This window comes from Achromobacter sp. EB05 (assembly GCF_044232075.1).
GTDB lineage: Bacteria > Pseudomonadota > Gammaproteobacteria > Burkholderiales > Burkholderiaceae_B > Achromobacter > Achromobacter dolens.
Window position 1 is genome coordinate 1,868,210 of the sequence record NZ_CP155917.1, and the last position, 24,502, is coordinate 1,892,711.

21 protein-coding genes are annotated in these 24,502 nt (G+C 68.4%); 16 read left to right on the forward strand and 5 right to left on the reverse strand.

The features are described from left to right. Positions 1–10 precede the first annotated feature (10 nt). From AAID08_RS08615 to AAID08_RS08630, 4 genes are read left to right on the forward strand one after another with little or no spacing between them, the layout of a single operon-like run. The gene (locus AAID08_RS08615; protein WP_395757523.1) at positions 11–1,204 is read left to right on the forward strand and encodes an amidohydrolase family protein; all 1,194 of its coding nucleotides are present in this window, start codon (positions 11–13) and stop codon (positions 1,202–1,204) included. Continuing rightward, on the forward strand, positions 1,204–2,691 hold the full coding sequence (locus AAID08_RS08620; RefSeq protein WP_395757524.1) for an amidohydrolase family protein: 1,488 nt from the start codon (positions 1,204–1,206) through the stop codon (positions 2,689–2,691). The genes AAID08_RS08615 and AAID08_RS08620 overlap by 1 nt, the downstream gene beginning before the upstream one ends. Beyond that, positions 2,688–3,695 carry an ABC transporter ATP-binding protein gene (locus AAID08_RS08625; RefSeq protein WP_395757525.1) on the forward strand — a complete coding sequence of 336 codons (1,008 nt, stop codon included), beginning with the start codon at positions 2,688–2,690 and terminating at the stop codon, positions 3,693–3,695. The genes AAID08_RS08620 and AAID08_RS08625 overlap by 4 nt, the downstream gene beginning before the upstream one ends. After that, positions 3,685–4,668 (forward strand): oligopeptide/dipeptide ABC transporter ATP-binding protein, encoded by a 984-nt coding sequence (locus tag AAID08_RS08630; protein WP_343719697.1) that lies wholly within the window; start codon positions 3,685–3,687, stop codon positions 4,666–4,668. The genes AAID08_RS08625 and AAID08_RS08630 overlap by 11 nt, the downstream gene beginning before the upstream one ends. An 835-nt stretch (positions 4,669–5,503) precedes the next feature. Here AAID08_RS08630 and AAID08_RS08635 read toward each other — a convergent pair. The 4 genes from AAID08_RS08635 to AAID08_RS08650 all read right to left on the reverse strand — a co-directional run bounded on the left by AAID08_RS08635 (position 5,504) and on the right by AAID08_RS08650 (position 9,806). After that, entirely contained in the window at positions 5,504–6,754 is a 1,251-nt protein-coding gene (locus tag AAID08_RS08635) for an IS256 family transposase (protein WP_395756634.1), read from the reverse strand. Positions 6,755–6,907: 153 nt separating this feature from the next. Beyond that, a complete protein-coding gene (locus AAID08_RS08640) occupies positions 6,908–8,185 on the reverse strand; it encodes a TRAP transporter large permease (RefSeq protein ID WP_395757526.1) in 1,278 nt (425 codons plus the stop codon). Positions 8,186–8,219: 34 nt separating this feature from the next. Further along, entirely contained in the window at positions 8,220–8,720 is a 501-nt protein-coding gene (locus AAID08_RS08645) for a TRAP transporter small permease (RefSeq protein WP_116792793.1), read from the reverse strand. Between the two features lie 111 nt (positions 8,721–8,831). Then, positions 8,832–9,806 (reverse strand): TRAP transporter substrate-binding protein, encoded by a 975-nt coding sequence (locus AAID08_RS08650; protein WP_049072622.1) that lies wholly within the window; start codon positions 9,804–9,806, stop codon positions 8,832–8,834. Between the two features lie 113 nt (positions 9,807–9,919). Here AAID08_RS08650 and AAID08_RS08655 point away from each other — a divergent pair, with 113 nt between their 5' ends. The 9 genes from AAID08_RS08655 (at position 9,920) to AAID08_RS08695 (ending at position 18,787) form a co-directional block, all read left to right on the forward strand. Then, positions 9,920–12,451 (forward strand): ABC transporter permease, encoded by a 2,532-nt coding sequence (locus AAID08_RS08655; RefSeq protein WP_395757527.1) that lies wholly within the window; start codon positions 9,920–9,922, stop codon positions 12,449–12,451. Beyond that, positions 12,451–12,873, forward strand: a complete 423-nt coding sequence (locus tag AAID08_RS08660) for a group II truncated hemoglobin (protein ID WP_081273551.1) — start codon at positions 12,451–12,453, stop codon at positions 12,871–12,873. Before AAID08_RS08655 ends, AAID08_RS08660 begins: the two co-directional genes overlap by 1 nt. 55 nt (positions 12,874–12,928) lie before the next feature. Continuing rightward, on the forward strand, positions 12,929–13,594 hold the full coding sequence (locus AAID08_RS08665) for a 3-deoxy-D-manno-octulosonic acid kinase (RefSeq protein ID WP_372415894.1): 666 nt from the start codon (positions 12,929–12,931) through the stop codon (positions 13,592–13,594). Positions 13,595–13,744: 150 nt separating this feature from the next. Beyond that, positions 13,745–14,848 (forward strand): polyamine ABC transporter substrate-binding protein, encoded by a 1,104-nt coding sequence (locus AAID08_RS08670; RefSeq protein WP_049072626.1) that lies wholly within the window; start codon positions 13,745–13,747, stop codon positions 14,846–14,848. Positions 14,849–14,853: 5 nt separating this feature from the next. Further along, positions 14,854–15,981 carry an ABC transporter ATP-binding protein gene (locus tag AAID08_RS08675; RefSeq protein ID WP_068951450.1) on the forward strand — a complete coding sequence of 376 codons (1,128 nt, stop codon included), beginning with the start codon at positions 14,854–14,856 and terminating at the stop codon, positions 15,979–15,981. After that, positions 15,978–16,898 carry an ABC transporter permease subunit gene (locus AAID08_RS08680; protein ID WP_049072628.1) on the forward strand — a complete coding sequence of 307 codons (921 nt, stop codon included), beginning with the start codon at positions 15,978–15,980 and terminating at the stop codon, positions 16,896–16,898. The genes AAID08_RS08675 and AAID08_RS08680 overlap by 4 nt, the downstream gene beginning before the upstream one ends. Further along, positions 16,895–17,704 carry an ABC transporter permease subunit gene (locus tag AAID08_RS08685; RefSeq protein ID WP_006384055.1) on the forward strand — a complete coding sequence of 270 codons (810 nt, stop codon included), beginning with the start codon at positions 16,895–16,897 and terminating at the stop codon, positions 17,702–17,704. Before AAID08_RS08680 ends, AAID08_RS08685 begins: the two co-directional genes overlap by 4 nt. Next, on the forward strand, positions 17,701–18,057 hold the full coding sequence (locus AAID08_RS08690; protein WP_049072630.1) for a Spx/MgsR family RNA polymerase-binding regulatory protein: 357 nt from the start codon (positions 17,701–17,703) through the stop codon (positions 18,055–18,057). Before AAID08_RS08685 ends, AAID08_RS08690 begins: the two co-directional genes overlap by 4 nt. Before the next feature lie 49 nt (positions 18,058–18,106). Next, on the forward strand, positions 18,107–18,787 hold the full coding sequence (locus tag AAID08_RS08695) for a DNA-3-methyladenine glycosylase (protein ID WP_254607734.1): 681 nt from the start codon (positions 18,107–18,109) through the stop codon (positions 18,785–18,787). 9 nt (positions 18,788–18,796) lie between these two features. Here AAID08_RS08695 and AAID08_RS08700 read toward each other — a convergent pair whose 3' ends face one another. Beyond that, a complete protein-coding gene (locus AAID08_RS08700) occupies positions 18,797–19,444 on the reverse strand; it encodes a YrbL family protein (protein ID WP_231133004.1) in 648 nt (215 codons plus the stop codon). 261 nt (positions 19,445–19,705) lie between these two features. Here AAID08_RS08700 and rmuC point away from each other — a divergent pair, with 261 nt between their 5' ends. From rmuC to AAID08_RS08715, 3 genes are all read left to right on the forward strand, one after another. Next, complete coding sequence (gene rmuC, locus AAID08_RS08705) at positions 19,706–21,109, forward strand: DNA recombination protein RmuC (protein ID WP_155755567.1); 1,404 nt, start codon at positions 19,706–19,708, stop codon at positions 21,107–21,109. Between the two features lie 99 nt (positions 21,110–21,208). After that, on the forward strand, positions 21,209–22,738 hold the full coding sequence (locus tag AAID08_RS08710) for an amidase (RefSeq protein WP_116792797.1): 1,530 nt from the start codon (positions 21,209–21,211) through the stop codon (positions 22,736–22,738). Between the two features lie 67 nt (positions 22,739–22,805). After that, positions 22,806–24,470 (forward strand): isovaleryl-CoA dehydrogenase, encoded by a 1,665-nt coding sequence (locus AAID08_RS08715; protein ID WP_064526560.1) that lies wholly within the window; start codon positions 22,806–22,808, stop codon positions 24,468–24,470. Positions 24,471–24,502: the final 32 nt, after the last annotated feature.

A 24,502-nucleotide genomic window follows, 5' to 3' on the forward strand; every position in this document is an offset into this window, starting at 1 on the left:
CAAGAGAACCATGGACAACGCAACCCTGTATACCCATGTCCGCCCGGCGGGTGGCGAAGCCACCTCGGTGCTGGTGCGCGACGGCCGCTTCGCGGCCATGGACGGCGCGGTGCCGGACAGCGTGCCGCGCGTCGATGGCGGCGGCGCGCTGCTGCTGCCCGGCCTGATCGACGCCCACGCGCACCTGGACAAGACCCTGTACGGCATGCCCTGGTACCGCAACGAGGTGGGCCCGCGCCTGATCGACAAGATCGAGAACGAGCGCGCCGAGAAGCGCCGCCTGGGGATCGATCCCTATCGCCAAGCGGCGCGGCAACTGGTGATGTCGGTGGCCGACGGCACCAGCCACATCCGCAGCCACGTCGACGTGGACACCGACATCGGCGTGGCGGCGATCGAGGGCGTGATGCGCGCCCGCGACCAGTACCGCGACCAGATCGACGTGCAGATCGTGGCGTTTCCGCAGAGCGGGCTGCTGATCCGCCCGGGCACGCTGGAACTGATGGAGCAGGCCCTGCGGATGGGGGCGGACGTGGTCGGCGGGCTCGACCCGGCCGGCATGGACCGCGACCCCAAGGGCCACCTGGACGCGGTCTTCGCCCTGGCCGACAAGCATGGCAAGCCGATCGACATCCATCTGCACGAGGCGGGCGAGCTGGGCGCGTTCTCGATGCAGATGACCATCGACCGGGTGCTGGCGCTGGGCATGCAGGGCAAGGTGACGCTGTCGCATTCGTTCTGCCTGGGCATGCCCGACGCGCAGGCGGTGCAGGGGCTGGTGGACGGGCTGGTGGAGGCGGGCGTGCACATCATGACGACCGGCTCGGCCTCGCGTCCGGTGCCCAATGTGGCGCGGCTGCACGCGGCCGGGGTCACCGTCTGTACCGGCAACGACGGCATGCGCGACACCTGGGGCCCGTACGGCAAGCCGGACATGCTGGAACGCACCATGCTGGTGGGCCTGCGCAACAACTTCCGCCGCGACGACGAACTGGCGCTGGCGCTACACGTGGCGACCTATGGCAATGCGTGCGTCATGGACCTGGCGGACTACGGCCTGGCGCCGGGCTGCCACGCCGACTTCGTGCTGGTGGACGCCGAGACGGTGGCCGAGGCGATCGTCTCGCGCCCGGTGCGCAAGCTGGTGGTCAAGCGCGGCCGGGTGGTGGCGCGCGATGGCCGCGCGCTGGTGGAGGCGCCGTGATGGCCGCTCGCGACGACGCCACGCTGCTGACCGCGCGCTGGGTGGTCGGCCACGAAAACGGCCGCCACTGCCTCTACGAGAATGGCGAGGTGGTGTTCCAGGGCGACCGCATCGTCTATGTCGGTCCGCGCTATCCGGGCCCGGTGGCGCGGCGCCACGACTACGGCCGCGCCCTGATCGGCCCGGGCTTCGTCGACCTGGATGCGCTGTCGGACCTGGACACGACCATCCTGGGTTTCGACAACTCGCCGGCCTGGCGCAAGGGCCGCATCTGGCCTGACACGTATATGCAGCGCGGCCCGTACGAGATGTATACGCCGAACGAGCTGGCGTTCCAGAAGCGCTATGCCTTCGCCCAGTTGATCCGCAACGGCATCACCACCGCGCTGCCGATCGCCTCGCTGTTCTACCGCGTGTGGGGCGAGACCCGCGAGGAATTCCTGTCGGCGGCGCGCACCGCCGGCGAACTGGGGCTGCGCGTCTACCTGGGGCCGGCCTATCGCAGCGGCCACACCTATGTGGACGGGGAAGGACGCATCCGCTGCCATTACGATGCGGCGCGCGGCATGGCCGGACTGGAACAGGCGGTGGCGTTCGCCGACGAGGTCGAGGGCCTGTACGACGGCCGGGTGCGCGCCATGCTGTCGCCGGACCGCATCGAGACCTGCACGCCCGAGCTGCTGCGCGCCTCGGCCGCCGCGGCGCGTGAACGCGCCATCCCGATCCGCCTGCATTGCTGCCAGTCGCGCCTGGAATACGACCTGGTGCTGGCGCAGCACGGCATGAGCCCGCCCGAATGGCTGCGCAGCCTGGGCTTCCTGTCCGAGCGCGCGCTGCTGCCGCACGGCATCTATGTGTCCGGCTCGCGCCAGATCGAACGGCCGGGGCAGGACCTGGAGATCATCCGCGACGGCGGCGCCACGGTGGTGCACTGTCCGCTGGTGTCGGCGCGCCACGGCGCCACGCTGGAATCGTTCGCCCGCTATCGCAAGCTGGGCGTGAAGATCGGCATGGGCACCGACACCTGGCCGCCGGACATGGTGCTGAACATGCAGGTCGGCATGATGCTGTGCCGGGTGATGGACCAGTCCACCGAGGCGGTGCGCTCGGAAGACTATTACGACGCCGCCACGGTGGGCGGGGCCGACGCGCTGGGCCGCGCCGACCTGGGGCGGCTGGCGGCGGGCGCCAAGGCTGACATCGTGGTGTTCGATTTTTCCCACGACCGCAACGGCCAGTTGATCGATCCGATCCAGACGCTGATGGTCGGCGGCAGCGGCCGCGACGTGTCGCAGGTGGTGATCGACGGCCGCTTCGTCATGGTCAATGGCCGCATTCCCGGCTTCGATGCCCGGCTGGCGCAGGACCAGGCGCAAGCGCAGTTGGACCGGCTGGTGGCGCGCTACCCCGACCGTACCTGGGGCCATCCGCCGGTCGACGAGATCTTTTCCTCCAGCTACCCGAGATTTCCCAGGAGCCCGTCATGACGACCGTTCCGAATCCCGCCGCGCCCACCCTGTCGGTGCGCGGCCTGTCGGTGGAGTTTCCTTCCCGCCACGGCCTCCTGGTGGCCACGCGCGATATCAGTTTCGACATCCAGCCGGGCGAGATCCTGGGCATGGTGGGCGAGTCCGGCGCCGGCAAGTCGCTGACCGGCATGGCCGTGATCGGCCTGCTGGAACCGCCGGGCCGCCTGGGCGGCGGCGAGATCCACCTGGCTGGCCGCCGCATCGACAACCTGCCGGCCCGCGCGCGTCAGCAACTGCGTGGCAAGGAGATCGGCTCGATCTTCCAGGATCCGCTGACCAGCCTGCACCCGCTGTTCACCGTAGGGGACCAACTGGTCGAGACCGTCCGCCACCACGACAAGGTGTCGGCCGCCGCGGCCCGCCAGCGCGCGCTCGAACTGCTGCTGGCGGTCGGCATTCCGGCGGCGGACCGTCGCATCGACCACTATCCGCACCAGTTCTCCGGCGGCATGCGTCAGCGGGTGGTGATCGCGCTGGCGCTGGCGGCGCGGCCGCGGCTGATCATCGCCGACGAGCCGACCACCGCGCTGGACGTGTCGGTGCAGGCGCAGATCACCGCGCTGCTGCGCCGGCTGTGCCGCGAGCAGGGCACCTCGGTGCTGCTGGTGACGCACGACATGGGCGTGATCGCCGAGACGGCCGATCGGGTGGCGGTGATGTACGCCGGCCGCATCGTCGAGATCGGCCCGGTGCTGGAGGTGCTGCGGCGCCCCGGCCATCCGTACACCCAGGGCCTGATGAACGCGATTCCCGGCCTGCGCCAGCGCGCCGCGCGTCTGAACCAGATCGACGGCGCCATGCCGCGCCTGCACGCGATGCCGGACGGCTGCGCGTTCCATCCGCGCTGCGGCCAGGCCGGTCCGCGCTGCGGCATGGACCGCCCGGCGCTGGCGTCCACTCCGTCGGGCGCGACCCTCAGCGCCTGCTGGCTGCACCAAGGAGGCGTTGCCCATGCCGCATGACCATGACATCCTGTTGCGGGCCGATGACCTGGCCTGCTGGTTCGACGTTTCGCCGCCCTGGCTCGAACGCACCCTGTCGCGCCAGCCGCCGCAGACGCTCAAGGCGGTGGACGGCGTGTCGCTGGCGGTGCCGCGCGGCACCACGCTGAGCATTGTCGGCGAGTCCGGCTGCGGCAAGTCGACGCTGGCCAAGCTGCTGGTGGGCCTGGTGGCGCCGACCCGCGGCACGCTGCGTTATGGTTGCAGCCGTACGGGCGGCGCGCTGCATCCGCAGATGATTTTCCAGGACCCGTATGCCAGCCTGAATCCGCGCTGGCGGGTGGGCGCGATCGTGGCCGAGCCTATCGTCACGCTAGGCCTGCGCGCCACGCCGGCGGACACGCGGCGCCGGGTGGAGGAGCTGCTGACTCTGGTGGGCTTGTCGCCGAACGACGCGTCGCGCTATCCGCACGAGTTCTCGGGCGGCCAGCGCCAACGCATTTCGATCGCGCGGGCGCTGGCGACGCAGGCCGAATTCCTGGTGTGCGACGAGCCGACCTCGGCGCTGGATGTGTCGGTGCAGGCGCAGATCCTGAACCTGATGGGCGATCTGCAGAAGGAGTTCGGCCTGACGTATGTGTTCATCAGCCACAATCTGTCGGTGGTGCGCCACGTGTCGGACCGGGTGGCGGTGATGTATCTGGGCCGGATCGTGGAGCAGGCGCCGGCGGACGAGTTGTTCGATGCGCCGGAACATCCGTACACAAGAATGCTGCTGGATACGATTCCAGATCTGGACTCCCCCAGGCGCGACCGCGAGCCGATGGGCGGCGAGGTGCCGAATCCGATTCAGCCGCCAAGCGGATGCACGTTTCATCCGAGGTGCCCGAATGCGAGGGCGGTGTGTCGGGAGAGGGCGCCTGAGGTGGCGGTTGTTGGCGGGCGTGAGGTGCGGTGTCATGCCGTGGAGTGGGCGATGTTGCGGGCGGCTTGATGGCTTTCCTGGTGGGGTTTGGGTGCGGGAGCGGGCTTCGTAGGTCGCCCCTCGGTCGCGCGGACCCGATGGCGGGCGCCCACGATTGCGGTCCGGAGCGTTCGCTCCGGACTGCCCCATCCTCATCCTCGTCCTCGCCTTCGGCGACTCCTTCGGATTCCGTCGGGCGCATCGAGGTTGCCCGCCATCGGGTCCGCCCGACCGAGGGGCTGCGAGCGTCTTGGCTTGTTGCGTTGCTAGACTTGTGTGCAGGGCATGAAATCTACAGGGCTGCCCATCGCGGCCGCGCGGGCGGCCACGCTGGGCGTCTGTGCATCTGAAAGTGGGGCGGGGGCGCTGTGCGCGGGCGGCGAGCGGTTTTCTGGTGGTTCCGCACGTCAGGGGGAGGGGCGGTGGTGGTCGGCGCGATGTGCACCGTATTGCTTGTGAGGATCTTCGCGCGCCGACCACAAACAGTCTTGGTGCCAACGATCTCTCAATAGCACTCGATTTCGCCGTTCCCACACGCGATAGCGTCATCATCCCGACGCAAGACCCCGCGTAAGCCCCAAAAGGCCGCCCGCGCGGCCGGCCTGGGGCGGGCCCCGCAAATCTCTCTCCCCACACCTCGATGTAGCAGCGCCCCATGTCTGGATGCCGGTAGCCTGTTGCGGCGGGGTGGGCCGGGTGGGGCGCCGTCGATGCGCCCGACGGAATCCGAAGGCAGTCGCCGCAGGCGACTACAAGGATGAGGATGGGGGGGCCGCCTAGGCAAGTCCAGAGGGGAGTGTCAGTATTTTTGTGTTTAAGGCATTAAACGCCTGGCCGAGGATCGGTCAGGCTTGTTGATGCTATCTCAGCGATACGGGTCGGTGAAGCGTTCGGCATAAATGATGGCGAACTGGTTCATGGCGGTTTTCCAATCATGAGTGGCACCTCCCCAGGCCTCGGTAATGTTGCGCAGTACCAACCAGAGCAGCTTGGTGGCCGCCTCGTCGCTAGGGAAGTGGCCCCGGGTTTTGACCGCGCGCCGCAACTGCGCATTGATGCTCTCGATGGCGTTGGTGGTATAGATCACCTTGCGGATGGCCGGCGGGAACATAAAGAACGGGATCACGCGGTCCCAGGCCCGGCGCCAGGCATCCACGATCGGCGAGTAGCGTTGCCCCCACGGCCCCCGCTCGAACTCTGCCAGGGCCGCTAGTGCTGCCTCGACGGTCGGTGCGGTGTAAATGGGCTTGAGCGCCGCTGCCACGGTGCGCCGCTCCTTCCAACTGGCATAGTCCAGGCTGGCGCGGATAAGGTGCACGATGCAGGTCTGCAGCGTCGTGGCTGGGAACACCGCGTTCAGCGCCTGCTCCATGCCCTTCAAGCCGTCGGTGACCGCGATCAGGATGTCCTGCGTGCCGCGGGTCTTCAGTTCGTTGAACACCTTCATCCAGAACTTGGCGCCTTCGGTCTGCTCGATCCACAAGCCCAGGATGTCGCGCGTGCCGTCTGGCAGCACACCCAGCGCCAGGTACACCGCCTTGTTGCGCACCACCCCATCCTCGCGGATCTTGACTCGTAGAGCATCGAAGAACACCACCGGATACATCGTCTCCAGCGGCCGGGTCTGCCAGGCGGTGACCTCGTCCATGACTGCGTCGGTCACCGAGCTGATGAACTCCGGCGAGACCTCAGTGCCATACTGCTCGGCCAGGAACCCCTGGATCTCGCGCACCGTCATCCCGCGTGCGTACATCGCGATGATCTTGTCGTCGAACCCGGTAAAGCGACGTTCGTGCTTGGGGATCAGGATCGGGGCGAAGCTGCCGTCGCGGTCCCGGGGAATGTTCACGCGCAGCGGGCCGTCGTCGGTAAGCACCGTCTTGGGGCTCTTGCCATTGCGCTGGTTGGTCGCCTCCTCGGGGCGCTCCTGGCCCTGGGCATAGCCCAGGTGGTGTCCAAGCTCAGCCCCCAGGGCCCGCTCGATCAGCGCCTTCTTGAACGCCATCGACAGGTCCTGCACCGCCTCCGCGGTCATCGGGCCTTTAACGAATTGATCTACCAGGTCTGCCGGAATCGACGGCAACTCGCGCAGGGGAAGTCTCTTCTTTGTGGCCATACACATGCTCCTTGAGCGGTATGTTAGGCCTCAAACACAAAATTTATGACACTCCCGTCCAGAGCGAACGCTCCGGACCGCAATCGTTGGCGCCCCACCCGGCCCACCCCGCCGCAACAGGCGGCCTACGAAGCCCCCCCGCAATCAAAAAACCTACTTCGAATAAACCAAATCCCGTAGTCCCAACGACAACCCCGGCCAATAAGTAATCACCATCAGACAAACAATCACCACCCCCACGAACGGAATCAACGGCTTGATCAACCGCTCCAACGGCAGCTTCGCCACCGCGCAGGCCGCGAACAGATTCACCCCGAACGGCGGCGTGATCATGCCCAGGGCCAGGTTGACCACCATGATGATGCCGAAGTGCACCGGGTCCACGCCGAACTTCAGCGCCACCGGCAGCAGCAGCGGGGCCAGCACCACGATCGAGGCCGAGGTCTCGATGAACATGCCGATCACGAACAGCGCCAGGTTCACGCCCATCAGGAACGAGAACTGGGTGTCGAACAATTGCGCCAGCCACACGCCCAACGCATCGGGGATGCCGGCGCGGTTCAGCAGGAAGCTGAACACGCCGGCGTTGGCGATCACGAACATGATCACGGCGGTGGACACGACCGACTTGTGCAGCGTGTCCGACAACTGCTTGAAGCTCAGGCGGCGGTAGATGAACTTGCCCACCACCACCGCGTACATCACCGCCACCACGGAGGCCTCGGTCGGGGTGAAGACGCCGCCGTAGATGCCGCCCAGGATGATCACCGGCATCATCAGCGCCAGCCAGGCGCGCTTGAAGGCTGGCCACAGCGGCAGGCGGCCTTCGCCGTCGCGCTTGCCCAGGTTGTTGCGCTTGGCGTAGAACCAGACGTAGAACATCAGCGCCAGGCCGATCAGGATGCCGGGCATGACGCCGGCGATGAACAGCTCGCCGGTGGAGGTGTCGGTGGACACCGCGAACAGGATCATCGGGATCGACGGCGGGATAATCACGCCCAGCTCGGCCGCGCTGGCCTGCAATGACGCGGCGAAGGGGGCGGGATAGCCGTGGCGGATCATGGCCGGGATCAGGATGGCGCCCACCGCGAAGGTGGTGGCGACGCTGGAGCCGGCCACGGCGGCGAAGATCATGCAGGTCAGCACGCAGGTGCAGGCCAGGCCGCCCTGGATGCCGCCGACCACGCTCTTGGCGAACTCCACCATGCGTTCGGAGATGCCGCCGGCTTCCATCAGGTTGCCGGCCAGGATGAAGAACGGGATCGCGACCAGCGGGTACTTGTCCAGCGCGGCATAGAGCTGCTGGGCCACCACCAGCCAGGGCAGGTTGGCGGCGCCGACCCCCGCCAGGCTGGCCAGCCCGATCGACACGGCGACCGGCACGGACAGCCCGAAGAAAATCAGCATCGAGACAATCATTAATTGGGACATGGCGATATCGGCTGCTTGGATTCGGGACGGGGGCTCAACCCTGCGCGTCGTTGCGCACGGGCGTGTTGTCTTCCTCGCCGGCGCACCAGCGCGCCAGCACGGCGATGGCGGCGAGCGTCGCGCCCACCGGGATCGCCAGGTAGATCCAGGAAATCGAGATGTCCAGGCTGGGCACGTTCTGGAAACGCACGCGGTAGGTCATCTGGCCGCCGATCCAGGCGATGAAGCCGAGAAAGCCGGCGCAGACCAGGCCGATGACGGCTTCCAGGATGCGGCGGCGCATGCCGCCCAGCAGGTTGCGCAGCAGTTCGACGCTGATCATGGCGCCGTGGCGGAAGGCCAGGGCCACGCCCAGCAGCACCGTCCAGATCAGCAGGGCGCGGGTCAGCACCTCGCTCCAGTCGGCTGGCGAATGCAGCACGAAGCGGGCGATGACCTGGTAGAAGGCGGCGGCCGCGGCGGCCACCAGCAGGAGTTGGGCGATGACCGACACCAGCTTGAACAGGATGCGGTCGAAGGCGCAGAGCAGACGCATGGGGGTTTCCAGGACGGATGGCGGAGCGCGCGGAGGGCGGAGCGGCAGGCGCCGCCGGGGACGAAATTCGCTTTCGTCATCCCGGCGCCTCGCGCCGTGCCGGCCTTGCGCTTACTTGGTGTCGCGGATCGACTCGATCAGCTTCTTGTCGAACTTCTTGTAGTACTCGGGGTAGGCCGGCTCGACGGCGGCGGCGAAGGCGGCGCGGTCGACTTCCGTGACCTGCATGCCTTCCTTCTTGAGCTGCTCGACGCCGGTCTTCTCGATGTTGTCGACGTAGGCGCGCATGGCCTGGGCCGATTCCTTGCCGGCCTTGTCGAACTTGGCCTTGTCGTCGGCCGACAGGCCGTCATAGACGTTGGCCGACATCAGCACCAGCGCCGGGCCGTAGACGTGGCCGGTCAGCGACAGGTATTTCTGCATCTGCGACAGCTTGGCCGAGGTGATCACCGACAGCGGGTTTTCCTGGCCGTCGATGGTGCCCTGCTGCAGGGCGGTGGCCACTTCCGGCCAGGCCATCGGGGTCGGCAGGATGCCGATCTGGCGGAAGGCGGTGATGTGGATCGGGTTTTCCGTGGTGCGGATCTTCAGGCCCTTGGCATCGGCCGGCGTCTTGACCGGGCGCACGTTGTTGGTCAGGTGGCGAAAGCCCTGTTCGCCCCAGGCCAGCGCGATGATGCCGCGGCTGGGGAACTTTGCCAGCATATCCTGTCCGATCTTGCTGTCGAGCACGTTGCGCGCATGCGGCAGGTCGCGCAGCAGGAAGGGGATGTCGAAGACGCCGGTCTCGGGCACGAAGTTCAGGGTGGCGCCGGTCGAGACGATCGCCAGGTCGATGGTGCCGATCTGCAAGCCCTCGATCACCTCGCGTTCGCCGCCCAGCGCGCTGTTGGCGAATTGCTGTACCTTGTACTTGCCGTTGCTGGACGCCTCGATCGACTTGGCCAGGGCGTCGGCGCCGGCGCCATAGTGCGACGACGTGGACAGGGCATAGGCCATCTTCAGGGGAGTCTGGGCCGAGGCGGCCAGGGGCGCGGCGACCGCGCAGGCGGCCAGGATCGTGGCCGCGAGCCAGGATTTACGCATTGTCTTCTCCAGGGATTCGGTATTTTTTTGCAGTGGGTATGCGGCGCCGCAAGGCGCTTCGCGCATGATAGCGGGATTCGGCCCCCATTCCGGCCGTTGGTTAACATTGGCAGATGATGGATTTCCCTGATGTCTCACGGGCCAGGCGCCCCGGCTTTTGGACCACCCTGGCGCTGGGCGCCCGCATGATGATGCGCGACGCCCGCGCCGGCGAGCTGCGGCTGCTGGTGCTGGCCCTGGTGGTGGCGGTGGCCGCCGTCACCAGCGTCGGCTTCCTGGCCGACCGCGTCAGCCGGGCGCTGGAGCGCGACGCCGGGCAGATGCTGGGCGCCGACCTGGTGCTGGACGCGGACGAACCGGTGCCGGCGGCGTTCCTCGATCAGGCCCGCGAGCGGGGCCTGTCCGTCTCCAATACCTGGCAGTTCCCGTCCATGGTCAGCGCCGGCGACGGCGCCCAGTTGGCGGCCCTGAAGGCGGTCGAGCCGGGCTATCCGCTGCGCGGCGCCCTGCGGGTGACCGACGCGCCGTTCAACCCCGACGGCCCCACCCGCGACATCCCCCCCGAGGGCGCGGTCTGGGTGGACGGCCAACTGCTGTCGCTGCTGGGCCTGAAGGTCGGCGACACCCTCAACGTGGGGGACACCCACCTGCGCATCGACCGGGTCATCACCTATGAGCCGGACCGCGGCATGCAGTTCGTCAACGTCGCGCCGCGGGTCATGCTGCGCGCCAGCGACCTGCCGGCCACCGGGCTGATCGCGCCCGGCAGCCGCATCGGCTACGCCCTGCTGGTGGCGGGCCAGCCGGACGCGGTGGCCGGCTACTCGGCCTGGCTGGGCCAGAACCTCAAGCGCGGCCAGAAGGTCGCCACCCTGGAATCGGGCCGGCCCGAGGTGCGCCGCACCCTGGACCGGGCGCAGCGCTTCCTGTCGCTGGTGGCGCTGCTGGCGGTGCTGATCTCGGCCGTGGCGGTGGCGCTGGCGGCGGGCCGCTACATGACCCGGCATCGCGACGGCATCGCCGTGATGCGCTGCCTGGGGGCGGTGCAGTCGCAGGTCTCGCGCATGCTGACCCTGGAATTCGCGCTGGTCGGCCTGTTCGCGTCGGCGGCGGGCTGCCTGCTGGGCTATGCGGTCCACCAGGTGCTGGTGATGGTGCTGGGTTCGCTCATCGACACGACCTTGCCGGCGCCCTCGGCCGTTCCGGCCCTGCAGGGCCTGCTGACCGGCCTCCTGCTGTTGCTGGGCTTCGCCCTGCCGGCCCTGGCGCAGTTGCGCCACGTGCCGCCGGCGCGGGTGCTGCGGCGCGACGCCGACGTCATCAGCGCGCGCAGCGCGCTCGGCTACGGCGTCGGCGCGGTCGGCTTCGCGCTGCTGATCTGGTGGTTCGCCGGCGACGCCAGGCTGGGCGGCGTGGTGGCGGGCGGGTTCCTGGGGGCGTTCGCGCTGTTCGCGCTGGTGGCCTGGCTCTGCATCCTGGGCCTGGCGCGCCTGCGCGGCCTGGCCGCCGGCCTGCCGGCGCTGCGGTTCGCGCTGGCCGGCGTGGTGCGCCGGCGCGCCGCCACCATCACCCAGGTGTGCGCGCTGGCGGTGGGCCTGATGGCCCTGCTGCTGCTGGCCATGACCCGCACCGACCTGATCCAGGGCTGGCAGCGCACGCTGCCGCCGGACGCGCCCAACCGCTTCCTCATCAATGTGCAGCCCGACCAGCGCCAGGCCGTGACCGACGCGCTGACCCGCGAGGGGCTGGGCCGGATCGTGCTGTCGCCGATGGTGCGGGGCCGCCTGATCGCCGTCAACGGCAAGCCGGTGGGACCGGACGATTACGAGGAACCGCGCGCCAAGCGCCTGGTGGACCGCGAATTCAACCTGTCCTACGGCGAGCAGATGCCGTCGTCCAACCTCATCGAGCAGGGCCGCTGGCTCAAGCCGGGCTCGGCCGAGGTGTCGCTGGAGTCGGGCCTGGCCAAGACCCTGGGCATCAAGCTGGGCGACAAGATGACCTTCGACGTGGCCGGCCAGCAGTTCGAGGTGGCCGTCTCCAGCACCCGGCGGGTGGATTGGGATACGATGCGCGTCAATTTTTTCGCCATCCTGACGCCTGAAACCCTGGCCGACATGCCGCAAAGCTGGATCACGTCCTTCTACCTGCCGCCGGAAAAGGCCCAGGTGCTGCCCGCGCTGGTGCGGCAGTTCCCGAACCTGACGGTGTTCGACGTGGGCGCCATCCTGCAACAGTTGCAATCGGTGCTCAATGAGGTCGGCCGCGCGGTGCAGCTACTGTTCCTGTTCACGCTGGCAGCCGGCGTGCTGGTGCTGTCGGCCGCCCTGACCGCCACCCGCGACGAACGCATGCGCGAAGCCGCGGTGCTGCGCGCCCTGGGCGCCACCCGGCGCCAGTTGGCGCGTTCGCAGCGCATCGAGCTGTGGGCCGTGGGTGGCCTGGCCGGCCTGCTGGCGGCGGCCGGCGCCAGCGCGATCGCTTGGGTTTTATCAACCCAGGTGTTCGATTTCACGATTACCCTCAGCCTCTGGCCCTGGCTGGTGGGGATCGGCGCGGGTATGCTCGGCGCCTGGGCCGGTGGCGCGCTGGCGCTGCGCGGCGTGCTGCGCACCCCGCCGCTGGTCACCCTGAGAGAAACCTGATGACGTCTTCCGTCCAAACCCCTACCGAACCCGTGGAAACCTCCCGCAGCATTTTCGATCTCCTGGGCGGCGAACCCGGCGTGCGCGCCCTGGTCGACCGCTTCTACGACCTGATGGACATGGAGCCGGACCTGAAGGAACTGCGCGCCGCCCACGGCCCCAGCCTGGACGAGGCCCGCGACAAGCTGTTCTGGTTCCTGTGCGGCTATTTCGGCGGCCCCGACCACTATATAGAGCGCTTCGGCCATCCGCGCCTGCGGGCGCGGCACCTGCCGTTCTCGATCGGCGAGATCGAGCGCGACCAATGGGTGGCCTGCATGGGCCGCGCCATGGAGGACGAGGGCATCGACCCCGCCCTGGTCGAGCGCCTGCTGCAATCGTTCTTCGGCGTGGCCGACTGGATGCGCAACCGTGAAGGCTGAGCGGGATCCTTCCGGCGCCCGGCGCCACCGCTGGCCGGCGCCGCTGGCCGGCGCCATGCTGGCCGATCCGCGCCTGGGCGAATCCGGCCCGGAACTGTTCAACCCGGCCCACTATGGCGAGCGCGCCCGGCCGGTGGACGCCGGCGGCCGCCAGGCGGCCTGGTTCGTGCAGGGGCAGGGCTGGCAGGGCGTGCTGCGGCGCTACCGGCGCGGCGGCCTGATCGCCCGGCTCAGCCGCGACACCTACCTGTGGGCGGGCGAGGCGCGCACCCGCAGCTTCCGTGAATTCCGCCTGCTGGCCGCCATGCGTGCCCAGGGGCTGCCGGTGCCGGCGCCGCTGGCCGCGGCCTACTGGCGCCAGGGGCCGACCTACCGCGCCGCCATCGTGGTCGAGCGCATCCCGGGCGTGCGGCCGCTGGCCCAGGCGCTGGCCGAACCCCTGTGGCAGCCGGTGGCCGAGGCCATCGTGCGCATGCACCGGGCCGGCGTCTGGCACGCCGACCTGAACGCCTTCAACATCCTGATCGGCTCGGACGGCCGGGTCTGGCTGATCGATTTCGACCGCGGCACCCAGGGCGGGCTGTCCGACCGCCAGCGCCAGGGCAACCTGGAACGGCTGCGCCGCTCCCTGGTCAAGGTGGCCGGGGAGGACGGCGAGCGTTTCTGGCTCAAACTGCGCGATAGCTACTGGACCGCCTGGGGGGTTGGCGTACAGCCTTGAGGCAGGCAGCGCCGCGGGCCTGATCCGGGCCCAATTGCGCCAAATTACGCTAAATCTCCCGGTAAAGTTGGGCAGGCCAGCGCTAAAAGGCTTTATGATTCCGCCTTTTGGTACTCCTGTAACTTACGGCATATCGCTGGGGGGCTGGTAATGAAACTACGGGCGGGAATGCGCTGGGCGCTGGGGACGATGCTGGTCGCGGCAGCCACGTCGGCGGCGATGGCGCAGAACAAGGTCGTCAACGTCTACAACTGGGCCGAGTACACGGCCCCGGACACGATCTCGGGTTTCGAGAAGGAAACCGGCATCAAGGTCCGTTACGACGTCTACGACAGCAACGACACGCTGCAGGCCAAGCTGCTGGCCGGCAAATCGGGTTACGACGTCGTTGTCCCGTCCACGCATTACGCCTCGCGCCAGATCGAGGCCGGCCTGTTCCAGAAGCTGGACAAGTCCAAGATCCCCAACTGGAAGTACCTGGATCCCGACGTCATGGCGCTGGTCGCCTCGGTCGATCCCGGCAACGAATACGCCATTCCGTGGGGCTACGGCACCAACGGCCTGGGCTACAACGTCACCAAGGTCAAGCAGATCATGGGCGACAACGTCGACCTGGCCAACTGGGACATGATCTTCAAGCCCGAGAACGCCGCCAAGCTCAAGGAATGCGGCATCTCGATGCTGGACGAGGCCGCGCAGGTGTTCCCGGCGGTGCTCAAGTACCTGGGCAAGGACCCCAACAGCGCCAACCCGGACGACTACAAGGCCGCGCTGGACGTGCTCAAGCAGATCCGCCCGTACATCCGCCAGTTCAGCTCGTCGGGCTACATCGACGAGCTGGCCGTGGGCGACCTGTGCATGGTCTACGGCTTCTCGGGCGACGTCATGATCGCCCGCAAGCGCGCCCAGGAGGCCAAGAAGCCGTATGAAGTGAACTACTTCATTCCCAAGGGTGGCGCCCCGGCCTGGTTCGACCTGATGGTCATTCCGAAGGACGCGCCGCATCCGGAAGAGGCCCTGGCGTTCATCAACTACATCGAGACGCCGCAGGTGCACGCCGCCATCACCAACACCATGTTCTACCCCAACGCCAACAAAGAGGCGCGCAAGTACGTGGTCAAGGACGTGGCCGACAACCCCATGATCTACCCGTCGCCCGAGGTCTCCAAGTCGCTGTATGTCATCAAGGCCCAGCCCTTGAACATCCAGCGCCTGCAGACGCGCATGTGGGCCGAGCTGAAGTCGGGGCGCTGAGCATCATGAGCGATAGCCGTTACTCGGCGCAGCATGCGGCCGATCCGGACGAGTTCGTCCGCGTCGCCGACGTGGTCAAGATCTTCGGCGACGTGGTCGCCGTCCGTTCCGTCAATCTCTCGGTCAAGCGCAACGAGATCTTCGCGCTGCTGGGCAGTTCCGGCAGCGGCAAGTCGACGCTGCTGCGCATGCTGGCCGGTTTCGAGGAAGCCACCTCGGGCCAGATCCTGCTCGATGGCGAGGACATCACCAACGTGCCGCCGTACCGGCGGCCGGTCAACATGATGTTCCAGTCGTACGCGCTGTTCCCGCACATGACGGTCGAGGCCAACGTGGCCTTCGGCCTGAAGCAGGAAGGCGTGGACCGCGCCGAGATCCACGACCGCGTGTTCGAGGCGCTCGACCTGGTGCAGATGGCCGGCTATTCGCGCCGCAAGCCCAATCAGTTGTCCGGCGGCCAGCAGCAGCGCGTGGCGCTGGCGCGCAGCCTGGTCAAGCGGCCCAAGCTGCTGCTGCTGGACGAGCCGATGTCGGCGCTGGACAAGCAGATCCGCCAGAAGACCCAGATCGAGCTGGTCAAGATCCTGGAGCAGGTCGGCGTGACCTGCATCATGGTCACCCACGACCAGGAAGAGGCCATGACCATGGCGCATCGCCTGGCGGTCATGACCGAAGGCCAGATCGTCCAGTGCGGCACGCCGCAGGATGTCTACGCCTTTCCCAACTCGCGCTTCGTCGCCAGCTTCATTGGCTCGACCAACATGTTCACCGGCACCATCGTGGTCGATGAACCCGACCACGTCGCCATCGAAAGTCCCGAGCTGAGCCGCCCGCTGTACGTCAGCCACGGGGTCAGCGAGCCGCTGGGCATGGACGTGCACGTCTCCATCCGCCCCGAGCGCATGGTGGTGTCGCGCGAACAGCCGACGGGCGACTACAACTGGGCCCACGGCATGGTCAGCCACATGGCCTGGATGGGCAGCTACGCGCTCTACCAGATCCGCCTGGACTCCGGCGCCATGGTCGAGGCCAGCGTACCCAGCCTGCAACTGGCCCAACTGGACGCCCCGGGCATCGACGAAGACATCTTCGTCAGTTGGGACGCCGACAGCGCGACGGTGCTGGCGTCATGAGCCGCTTCTCGCCCCGCGACTGGCTGCCCTCGGGCCGGGCGCTGGCGGTGGTGCCGCCGTTCGCCTGGCTGGTGCTGTTCCTGCTGGTGCCGTTCCTGCTGGTGTTCAAGATCAGCTTCGCCGAGCTCAAGTTCGGCATTCCGCCGTACACCTCGCTGGCCGAATTCAAGGACGAGGCGGTGCAGTTCAGCCTGCACCTGCGCGGCTACATCCTGCTGTTCACCGACAGCCTGTATTTCGCCACCTACCTCAGCTCGGTCAAGATCGCCGCCATCACCACGCTGGCCTGTGTGCTGATCGGTTATCCCATGGCGTACTACATCGCGCGCTCGTCGCCGCGCGTGCGCAACCTGCTGCTGCTGGGCGTGATCCTGCCGTTCTGGACCTCGCTGCTGTTGCGCGTGTACGCCTGGGTCGGCATCCTGCGCAACGACGGCCTCTTGAACAACTTCCTGCAATGGCTCGGCATCATCTCCAGCCCGCTGGAGATCTACCGCACCGACCTGGCCGTGTACATCGGCATGGTCTATGCGTACCTGCCGTTCTTCATCCTGCCGCTGTACGCCACGCTGGTGAAGATGGACCTGCGCCTGCTGGAAGCCGCCTACGACCTGGGCGCCAAGCCGTGGCAGGCGTTCTGGCAGATCACCGTGCCGCTGTCGCGCCAGGGGGTCATCGCCGGCGCCATGCTGGTGTTCATCCCGGCGGTCGGCGAATACGTCATCCCCGAAATGCTGGGCGGCGCCAACACGCTGATGATGGGCCGCGTCATGTGGAACGAGTTCTTCAACAATACCGACTGGCCGATGGCCTCGGCGGTGACCTGCGTGATGGTGCTGTTGTTGCTGGTGCCGCTGGCGCTGTTCCAGTACAACCAGGTCAAGCAGCAGGAACTGGCCAGCGGGGGGCGCAAATGAACGGTCCCAACAAGACCCTGCGCGCCGTGGTGCTGGGGCTGGGCTACTTCTTCCTGTACGTGCCCATCATCAGCCTGATGGTGTTCTCGTTCAATGAGTCGCCCGCCGTCACTTCCTGGACCGGTTTCTCGTTCCGCTGGTACCACTCGCTGTTCAACGACGACGCGCTGTTGCGCGCGGCCTGGCTGTCGTTCCGCATCGCGGCCATGACCGCCACCGCGGCCGTCATCATCGGCACCTGGGCCGGCTACGTGCTGGGACGCATGGGCCGTTTCCGCGGCTTCGCGCTGTACGTGGGCATGCTGAGCGCGCCGCTGGTGATCCCCGAAGTGGTGCTGGGCATCTCGCTGCTGCTGATGTTCGTGGAGTTGCGCGGCCACCTGGGCTGGCCGGCCGAGAACGGCATCTTCACCATCTGGGTCGGCCACGTGACGCTGTGCATGGCCTTCGTGGCGGTGGTGATCCAGACCCGCATCCGCGACCTCGATCGTTCGCTCGAAGAGGCCGCGCTGGACCTGGGCGCCACGCCGATCACGGTGTTCTTCAAGATCACGCTGCCGCTGATCGCGCCGGCGCTGGCCTCGGCCTGGCTGCTATCCTTCACGCTGTCGCTGGACGACGTGGTGCTGGCGTCGTTCCTGTCCGGCCCCAGCTCCAGCACGCTGCCGATGGAAGTCTTCTCGCGCGTGCGGCTGGGCCTGAAACCCGAGATCAATGCGTTGGCGACGCTGTTCATCCTGGCGGTGGGCACCTGCGTCATCCTGGCCAACCGCATGCAATGGCGCAAGGAGTCCGAACCCAAATGAAGCAAACCACCCTGTATGGCCTGACCAAGTGCAGCACCTGCGTCAAGGCGCGCGAGTGGCTGACCGCGCACGGCGTCGACCACCAGTTCATCGACTATCGCGATCATCCGGTGCCGGCGGCCACCCTGAAGGAATGGGCCGGCCAGCTCGGCGGCTGGGAAAAGCTGGTCAACCGCGCCTCGATGACCTGGCGCAACCTGCCCGACGAGCGCAAGACCGCCAGCACCGACGCGCAGTGGACCAAGCTGATCGCCGAGTTCCCGGCGCTGGTGCGCCGCCCGGTGGCGGTGACGCCCGATGGCGAGGTCGGCGTCGGTTTCAGCGAAAAGCGCTACGGCGAACGCTTCGCCTGATCCCGTGGCGGCCAGGGCCGACAAGGCATCGCGCGGCGCCGGCAAGGCGTTGCCCGATGCCTTTTTCAATCGCGATGCGCGCCAGGTGGCGCGCGAACTGCTGGGCAAGGTGGTGCGCCATCGGGTCGACGGCCTGTGGCTGTCGGCGCGCATCATCGAGACCGAGGCCTACTATCTGGAAGAAAAGGGCAGCCACGCCTCGCTCGGCTACACCCACAAGCGCCGTGCCCTGTTCATGGATGGCGGCGTGGTCTACATGTATTACGCCCGCGGCGGCGACTCGCTCAACTTCAGCGCCGGCGGTCCCGGCAATGCCGTGCTGATCAAGTCCGCCTATCCCTGGGTCGACGCCCTGTCCGGTCCCGACGCGCTGGCGCGCATGCAGGCCCTGAATCCCGATGCCCAGGGTCGGCCACGCCCGCCGGGCAGGCTGTGCGCCGGCCAGACGTTGCTGTGCCGCGCGCTGGGTCTGAAGGTGCCGGACTGGGACGCGCGGCGCTTCGATCCCGAGGCGCTGTACGTCGAGGACGTGGGAGAGTCGCCGCAGGTCCTGATCAGCACCACCCGTCTGGGCATTCCGGCCGGACGCGACGAACACCTGGAATACCGTTACGTCGATCCGGCCTACGCGGCGTGGTGCACCCGCAATCCCCTGCGGCGCGGGCAGCAGGCGGGGCGGGACTATCACTGGGTAGACCTGCAGGGCAGGCCGCTGGAGCGGGCGCCCTGAGCGCGCGATTCAGGTCGTGGGGGCGCCGCCGCCGTCGGCGCGGCCTGCGGCCCTGAGCGCCGCTTCCCGCGCGCGCCGCGCCATGGCGGCCCGCATATCGGCATACTTGCGCTGGATGCGCCTGCGGTTCAGGCGCTTGCTCCAGGCGTATACCGGCACCAGCGGCAGTACGCCGAAGCCGTCGATCAGGAACAGGCCCGACTTGCCGTCGGCATTCAAGCCGCAGGCGATGTTGCTGGGCGACAGGTCGTGCAGCACCACGTGGGCGTCGGCCAGGTCCTCGATGAATTCGTCCAACTGCGCCGACAAGGTTTCGTTCATCTTGCCCTGGCGCGCCAGGTCGGCCACGGTGGGCGCGATGTTGCCGGCTTCGTCCGTGATCTTTTCGACCAGCAGGCCCAGGCCCAGCGAGGTCTGGGCCACGCCCAGGATGCGCGCCATCGGCACTTGCCATACGCCCGACGGGCGCGTGGTGGTGGTGACGTATTCGGTGATTTCGTTCAGGTAGACGCGGTACGCGCTTTCGCGCTGGTACTGCTTGTACCAGCGCTTGAACGGGCGGGTTTCGAGATAGACGGCACGCGCCTGCATGTCCATGACCTTGACCAGCAGGGACGGCGCGTGGGGATGCTGGAAGATATGTCGGTCCCCCCCCATCGCGACCGGCGTTTCGTCATTGAGATTCAATGGACCGAAGACCGAGCCGAAGGCGACCGGGGGAGGACAGAGTGTGGAAAGATCAGCTGTATTCAACTGTTTTTAAGGTTATATGTAAGTTGTTAACAGTTTAATGCCGTTGCTTGCTTTTCGCCTTTTAATGGGTCTGGGAAGTCGTTTCCGATGGCTACGGGGGGGCGGATTAGAGTCCTATAATTTCACGCGCCCGGCGTGGGTGCGCGGCGTTGAAAAGGGGCCACTTTGTCGAATGAAGTTCTGCTGTGGGTTGCCGCCGGCGGCGCGGTGCTGGCTTGCCTGATCGCCTTGTCGGCATGGTTGTCGCGGCCGGCGCGCGATGACCGGCTCGACGCGCTGCTCGAGGGGCTGGAGCGCACAGAGCGGGCCCTGCGCGCCGATATGGCGGAAAGCCAGCGCGGCCTGCGCGCCGAGTTTGCCGAATCCACCCGCGGCCTGCGCCAGGAACTTGCCCAATCCCACGGCGACCTGCGCGCCGCCCTGACGCGGGACGCGCAGGCGGCGCGGGCCGAATCGGCCGAGTCGCTGGCGCGCTTCGCCGCCGGTTTCGGCGAGCAGTTGCAAGGGCTGATCCAGATCAACGAGCGACGCCTGATGGAGGTGCGAACCACCGTCGATCAGCGCCTGCAGGCGTTGCAAAATGACAACAGTGCGAAGCTGGACGATATGCGCCGCACCGTCGACGAAAAGCTCCACGCCACGCTCGAGCAGCGCCTGGGGGAATCCTTCAAGCAGGTATCCGACCGCCTCGAGGCCGTGCACAAGGGGCTGGGCGAGATGCAGGCGCTGGCCGCCGGCGTGGGCGACCTCAAGCGGGTGCTGACCAACGTCAAGTCGCGCGGCACCTGGGGCGAGGTGCAACTGGCGCGGCTGATTGAAGACAACATGACTCCCGAGCAGTACGCCGCCAACATCAAGCCGGTGCCGGGCAGCGACGCGGTAGTCGAATTCGCCATCCGCCTGCCGGGGCGCGGCGATGGCGGCGCGCCGGTCTGGCTGCCGATCGATGCCAAGTTTCCGAAAGAAGAGTACGAGCGCCTGATGGATGCGCAGGAAGCCGCCGACGCCGAGGGCGTGAAGGCGGCCGGCGCCGCGTTGGGCAAGGCGGTGGAGGTGCAGGCGCGGCTGATCGCCGGCAAGTACGTGGCGCCGCCGCACACCACCGACTTCGCCATCATGTTCCTGCCGACCGAAAGCCTGTATGCCGAAGTGCTGCGGCGCCCGGGGTTGCTTGACCGCCTGCACGACCTGCGCATCAACGTGGCCGGTCCGAGCAATCTGGCGGCGCTGCTCAACAGCCTGCAGATGGGCTTTCGCACGCTGGCCATCGAGCAGCGCTCGTCCGAGGTCTGGCAGGTGCTGCGCGCGGTCAAGACCGAGTTCGGCAAGTTCGGCGACGCGCTGGCCGGCGTCAAGAAAACGCTGGACACCGCCAGCAGCAAGATCGGCCAGACCGAGGTGCGCACGCGCGCCATGCTGCGTAACCTGAAGAGCGTCGAGGCCTTGCCCGAGGCCGAGGCGCTGCGCCTGCTGGGCGGCGAGGGCGCCACGGCCGACGAGGGCGCGGACGAGGCCGCCGCCACGGACGACGCGCCGGCCACGAAGGCTGCCCACGGTTCCGGCGCCTGATTCGCGCGCCGGTCGCCCGGCCCGGCTTGTGACCCGGCCGCTCTGTCGATATCCTCATCGTTGCGGCATTCCGCCGTCGATATCTGGAGCATCGTAAGCATGGGCACGGCTGACCGAGTTGATTCCTCTTCCTTCGACGCGATGGCGCTGGGCGCCGATATCGCCCAGGGAGCCACGACGGCGCATGCCGCGATGCAGCAGGCGCTCGAGCGGGTGGCGGCGCGCAATCCAGCGATCAACGCGGCCTGCGGCGTGCAGGCCGAACTGGGCCTGGATCTGGCGCGCGCGCTGGACGGCGAGCTGGCGGCGCTGACCGCCCAGCAGCGGCTGGCCCTGCTGGACGAGCGTCCGTTCCTGGGCGTGCCAACCCTGCTCAAGGACCTCGGCACCGCCGCGCTGGGCCTGCCCAGCGCCATGGGCTCGGTGCTGTACGGCAAGGTCGACTGGAGCGTCGACGCCGAGATCGTCAAGCGCTATCGGCGCGCCGGCCTGATCCCGTTCGGCCGCAGCACCAGCGCCGAACTGGGCCTGAGCCCCACCAGCGAATCCCCGGTCTACGGCGCGCCCACCCAGAATCCATGGAAGGCCGGCCACAGCGCCGGCGGCTCCAGCGGCGGCGCGGGCGCGGCGCTGGCCAGCGGCATGGTGCGCATCGCCCACGGCAGCGACGGCGGCGGCTCGATCCGCATCCCGGCCTCGTGCTGCGGCGTGCTGGGCCTGAAGCCCTCGCGCGGCATGATGCCGCTGGGACCGCTCAAGGGCGAGGGCTGGGGCGGGCTGGCCACCGAACACATGATGACCCTGTCGGTGCGCGACTGCGCGGCGGCGCTGGATATCAGCGCTGGCGCCGACGTCGGCGCGCCCTATGCGGCGCCGGCCAGACCGGGCGAATCGTATCGCGACATCGTGGCGCGGGTGTCGGCCGATCCGCGCTCGTCGCCGCGCCGCCGCATTGCCTACATCAACACCACCTACGAAGGCGGGGCGATCCATCCCGAGGTCGCGGCGGCGGTCGATGAGGCCGCGCGCCTATTCGCCGGCCTCGGCCACGAACTGGTTCCGGCCGCGCCGCCGGTGGGGTCGGAGGAAGTGCTGTCGCCGATGCTGCCGCTGATCGCCAGCGCCGCGGCCAACGCCATCGACAGCCACGTCGGCGCCCGCAACCGCCGGCTCGCCGCCGACGAATTGCAGCCCACCACGCTCGGCGCGCGCGAATACGCCCGCGCCATTTCCGGCGCCCAGTACGTGGCCTGCGTCGACACCTGCCACGAGATCACGCGCCGCATCGGCCGCTTCCTGCATCGCGAAGGCACGCAGGGCCATGACCTGTTCCTGTCGCCGGTGCTGGCGCAGTTGCCGGCGCCGCTCGGCCGCTATGCGATGGACAACGCCGACTACCTGGCCTACCGTCTGGGCAAGAAGGGCGTGATCGGCTATTCGCCGTTCGCGCCGCTGGCCAACCTGACCGGCATGCCCGCCATTTCGATTCCGTTCGGCCTGTCGGCCGACGGGCTGCCGATCGGTATCCAGGTCATGGGCCCGCTGGGCAGCGAGGCCTGGCTGCTGGAACTGGCCGCCCAGGTCGAGGCCCTGCGGCCCTGGCAGCGGGTCGCGCCCATCGCCCGATAGGCGCGGGGCGGGGCGCGTCGTCAGCCGGGGGCGCGCCGACGAATGAATAGCGAATAGGAGCACCAGCATGCCGTCGTTCGTGACCCATACCGTCCTCAACCAGGTCCCGCCCCTGGAAGACTATTCGTTGTTCGACACCGACCCGGCGCTGCGCGAGGCCGCCGCGCGCGAGGGCGCCGGCGCCTGGAGCGGCGACCTGGCCGCGCATGGCGCCTGGCTCGGCCGCGCCCAGACCCTGGCTGCTGGCGTCGACGCCAACCGCTATCCGCCGCGGCTGCAGGCCTATGACCGGGCCGGCCATCGCGTCGACCACGTTGATTTCCATCCCGCCTGGCAGTTGTTGATGAGCGGCATCGTGGCGCGCGGCCTGCACAGCCGTGCCTGGGCGCAGCCGGTGCCGGGGGCGCAGGTGGCGCGGGCCGCGGCCTACCTGATGCAGGGCCAGGTCGAGGCCGGCACGCTGTGCCCCACCACCATGACCTTTGCCGCCGTGCCGCTGCTGCAACGCGAGCCGGCGGGCGTGATCGACTACACCGGCGACTGGCTGCCCGCGCTCTATTCGCGTGAATTCGATGGCGCCGACGCGCCGCTGGCGGGCAAGCGCGGCGCGCTGATCGGCATGGGCCTGACCGAGAAACAGGGCGGCTCCGACCTGCGCGCGGTCACGACACGCGCCGCGCCGCTGGGCGCCATCGGGCGTGGTTGTCCCTATTCGCTGGTGGGCCACAAATGGTTCTTCTCGGTGCCGCAGGCCGACGCCCATCTGGTGCTGGCGCAGACCGACGAGGGCCTTAGCTGCTTTCTGGTGCCGCGCTGGATTCCGGAAGGCCCGCGCAACGCGGTCCGCATCCGTCGCCTGAAAGACAAGCTGGGCAACCACAGCAATGCCAGCGCCGAGGTCGAGTTCGAGGATGCCTGGGGCGTCATGGTCGGCGAGCCCGGCCGCGGCCTGGCGGTGCTGCTGGAGATGGCCGCCACCACCCGACTCGACTGCGTGCTGGGCAGCGCCGCGCTGCTGCGCCAGGCGCTGGTGCAGTCGCTGCACCACGCCGGGCACCGCCAGGCTTTCGGCAAGCCGTTGCTGGCGCAGCCGCTGATGCGCAATGTGCTGGGCGACCTCGCGCTGGAGTCGGAAGCCGCCCAGGCGCTGGCGCTGCGCCTGGCGCGCGCGGTGGACGAGCGTGGCGACCCTGGGGCGCGGGCCCTGGCGCGGGTCGGCACGCCGGCCGCCAAGCTGTGGATCTGCAAGCGCGCGATCGCGGCGGTGGCCGAATGCATGGAGGCCTGGGGCGGCAACGGCTACGTCGAGGAAGGCCCGATGCCGCGCCTGTACCGCGAAACGCCGGTCAATTCGATCTGGGAGGGTTCGGGCAACGTCATGGCGCTGGACGTGCTGCGCGCGCTGCAACGCGAACCCGAGGCGCTGCCGGCGCTGGAGGGCGAATTCGCGCCCGCCGCCGGCCGCTACCCGGAATTCGATGCGGCCCTGGCGCGGTGGCGCGCGCTGCTGGCCGATTCGGGCCAGGCCGAGTTCCAGGCCCGCCGCATTGCCTGCGACCTGGCGCGCCTGTGGCAGGCGGCGCTGTTGATCCGGCATGCGCCCGAGCCGGTGGCGCGGGGTTTCGTCGGCAGCCGGTTGGGCGCGGCGGGCGGCGTGTTCGGCGAGCTGGCGGCCGGCACCGAGGTGGCCGCGATCCTGGCGCGGGCCTGGCCGGCGGCGGTCGCATGCTAAATTTCCCTGCTTCACTCACCTTTCCGCATTTT

Coding starts and splice junctions, on each gene's coding strand:
- AAID08_RS08670 (WP_049072626.1), top strand. CDS start 13,745: ATGAAACTACGGGCGGGAATGCGCTGGGCGCTGGGGACGATGCTGGTC.
- AAID08_RS08700 (WP_231133004.1), bottom strand. CDS start 19,444: ATGGGGGGGGACCGACATATCTTCCAGCATCCCCACGCGCCGTCCCTG.
- AAID08_RS08630 (WP_343719697.1), top strand. CDS start 3,685: ATGCCGCATGACCATGACATCCTGTTGCGGGCCGATGACCTGGCCTGC.
- AAID08_RS08665 (WP_372415894.1), top strand. CDS start 12,929: ATGCTGGCCGATCCGCGCCTGGGCGAATCCGGCCCGGAACTGTTCAAC.
- AAID08_RS08675 (WP_068951450.1), top strand. CDS start 14,854: ATGAGCGATAGCCGTTACTCGGCGCAGCATGCGGCCGATCCGGACGAG.
- AAID08_RS08650 (WP_049072622.1), bottom strand. CDS start 9,806: ATGCGTAAATCCTGGCTCGCGGCCACGATCCTGGCCGCCTGCGCGGTC.
- AAID08_RS08660 (WP_081273551.1), top strand. CDS start 12,451: ATGACGTCTTCCGTCCAAACCCCTACCGAACCCGTGGAAACCTCCCGC.
- AAID08_RS08685 (WP_006384055.1), top strand. CDS start 16,895: ATGAACGGTCCCAACAAGACCCTGCGCGCCGTGGTGCTGGGGCTGGGC.
- AAID08_RS08640 (WP_395757526.1), bottom strand. CDS start 8,185: ATGTCCCAATTAATGATTGTCTCGATGCTGATTTTCTTCGGGCTGTCC.
- AAID08_RS08715 (WP_064526560.1), top strand. CDS start 22,806: ATGCCGTCGTTCGTGACCCATACCGTCCTCAACCAGGTCCCGCCCCTG.
- AAID08_RS08635 (WP_395756634.1), bottom strand. CDS start 6,754: ATGGCCACAAAGAAGAGACTTCCCCTGCGCGAGTTGCCGTCGATTCCG.
- AAID08_RS08615 (WP_395757523.1), top strand. CDS start 11: ATGGACAACGCAACCCTGTATACCCATGTCCGCCCGGCGGGTGGCGAA.
- AAID08_RS08690 (WP_049072630.1), top strand. CDS start 17,701: ATGAAGCAAACCACCCTGTATGGCCTGACCAAGTGCAGCACCTGCGTC.
- AAID08_RS08680 (WP_049072628.1), top strand. CDS start 15,978: ATGAGCCGCTTCTCGCCCCGCGACTGGCTGCCCTCGGGCCGGGCGCTG.
- AAID08_RS08710 (WP_116792797.1), top strand. CDS start 21,209: ATGGGCACGGCTGACCGAGTTGATTCCTCTTCCTTCGACGCGATGGCG.
- AAID08_RS08620 (WP_395757524.1), top strand. CDS start 1,204: ATGGCCGCTCGCGACGACGCCACGCTGCTGACCGCGCGCTGGGTGGTC.
- AAID08_RS08645 (WP_116792793.1), bottom strand. CDS start 8,720: ATGCGTCTGCTCTGCGCCTTCGACCGCATCCTGTTCAAGCTGGTGTCG.
- AAID08_RS08655 (WP_395757527.1), top strand. CDS start 9,920: ATGATGGATTTCCCTGATGTCTCACGGGCCAGGCGCCCCGGCTTTTGG.
- AAID08_RS08625 (WP_395757525.1), top strand. CDS start 2,688: ATGACGACCGTTCCGAATCCCGCCGCGCCCACCCTGTCGGTGCGCGGC.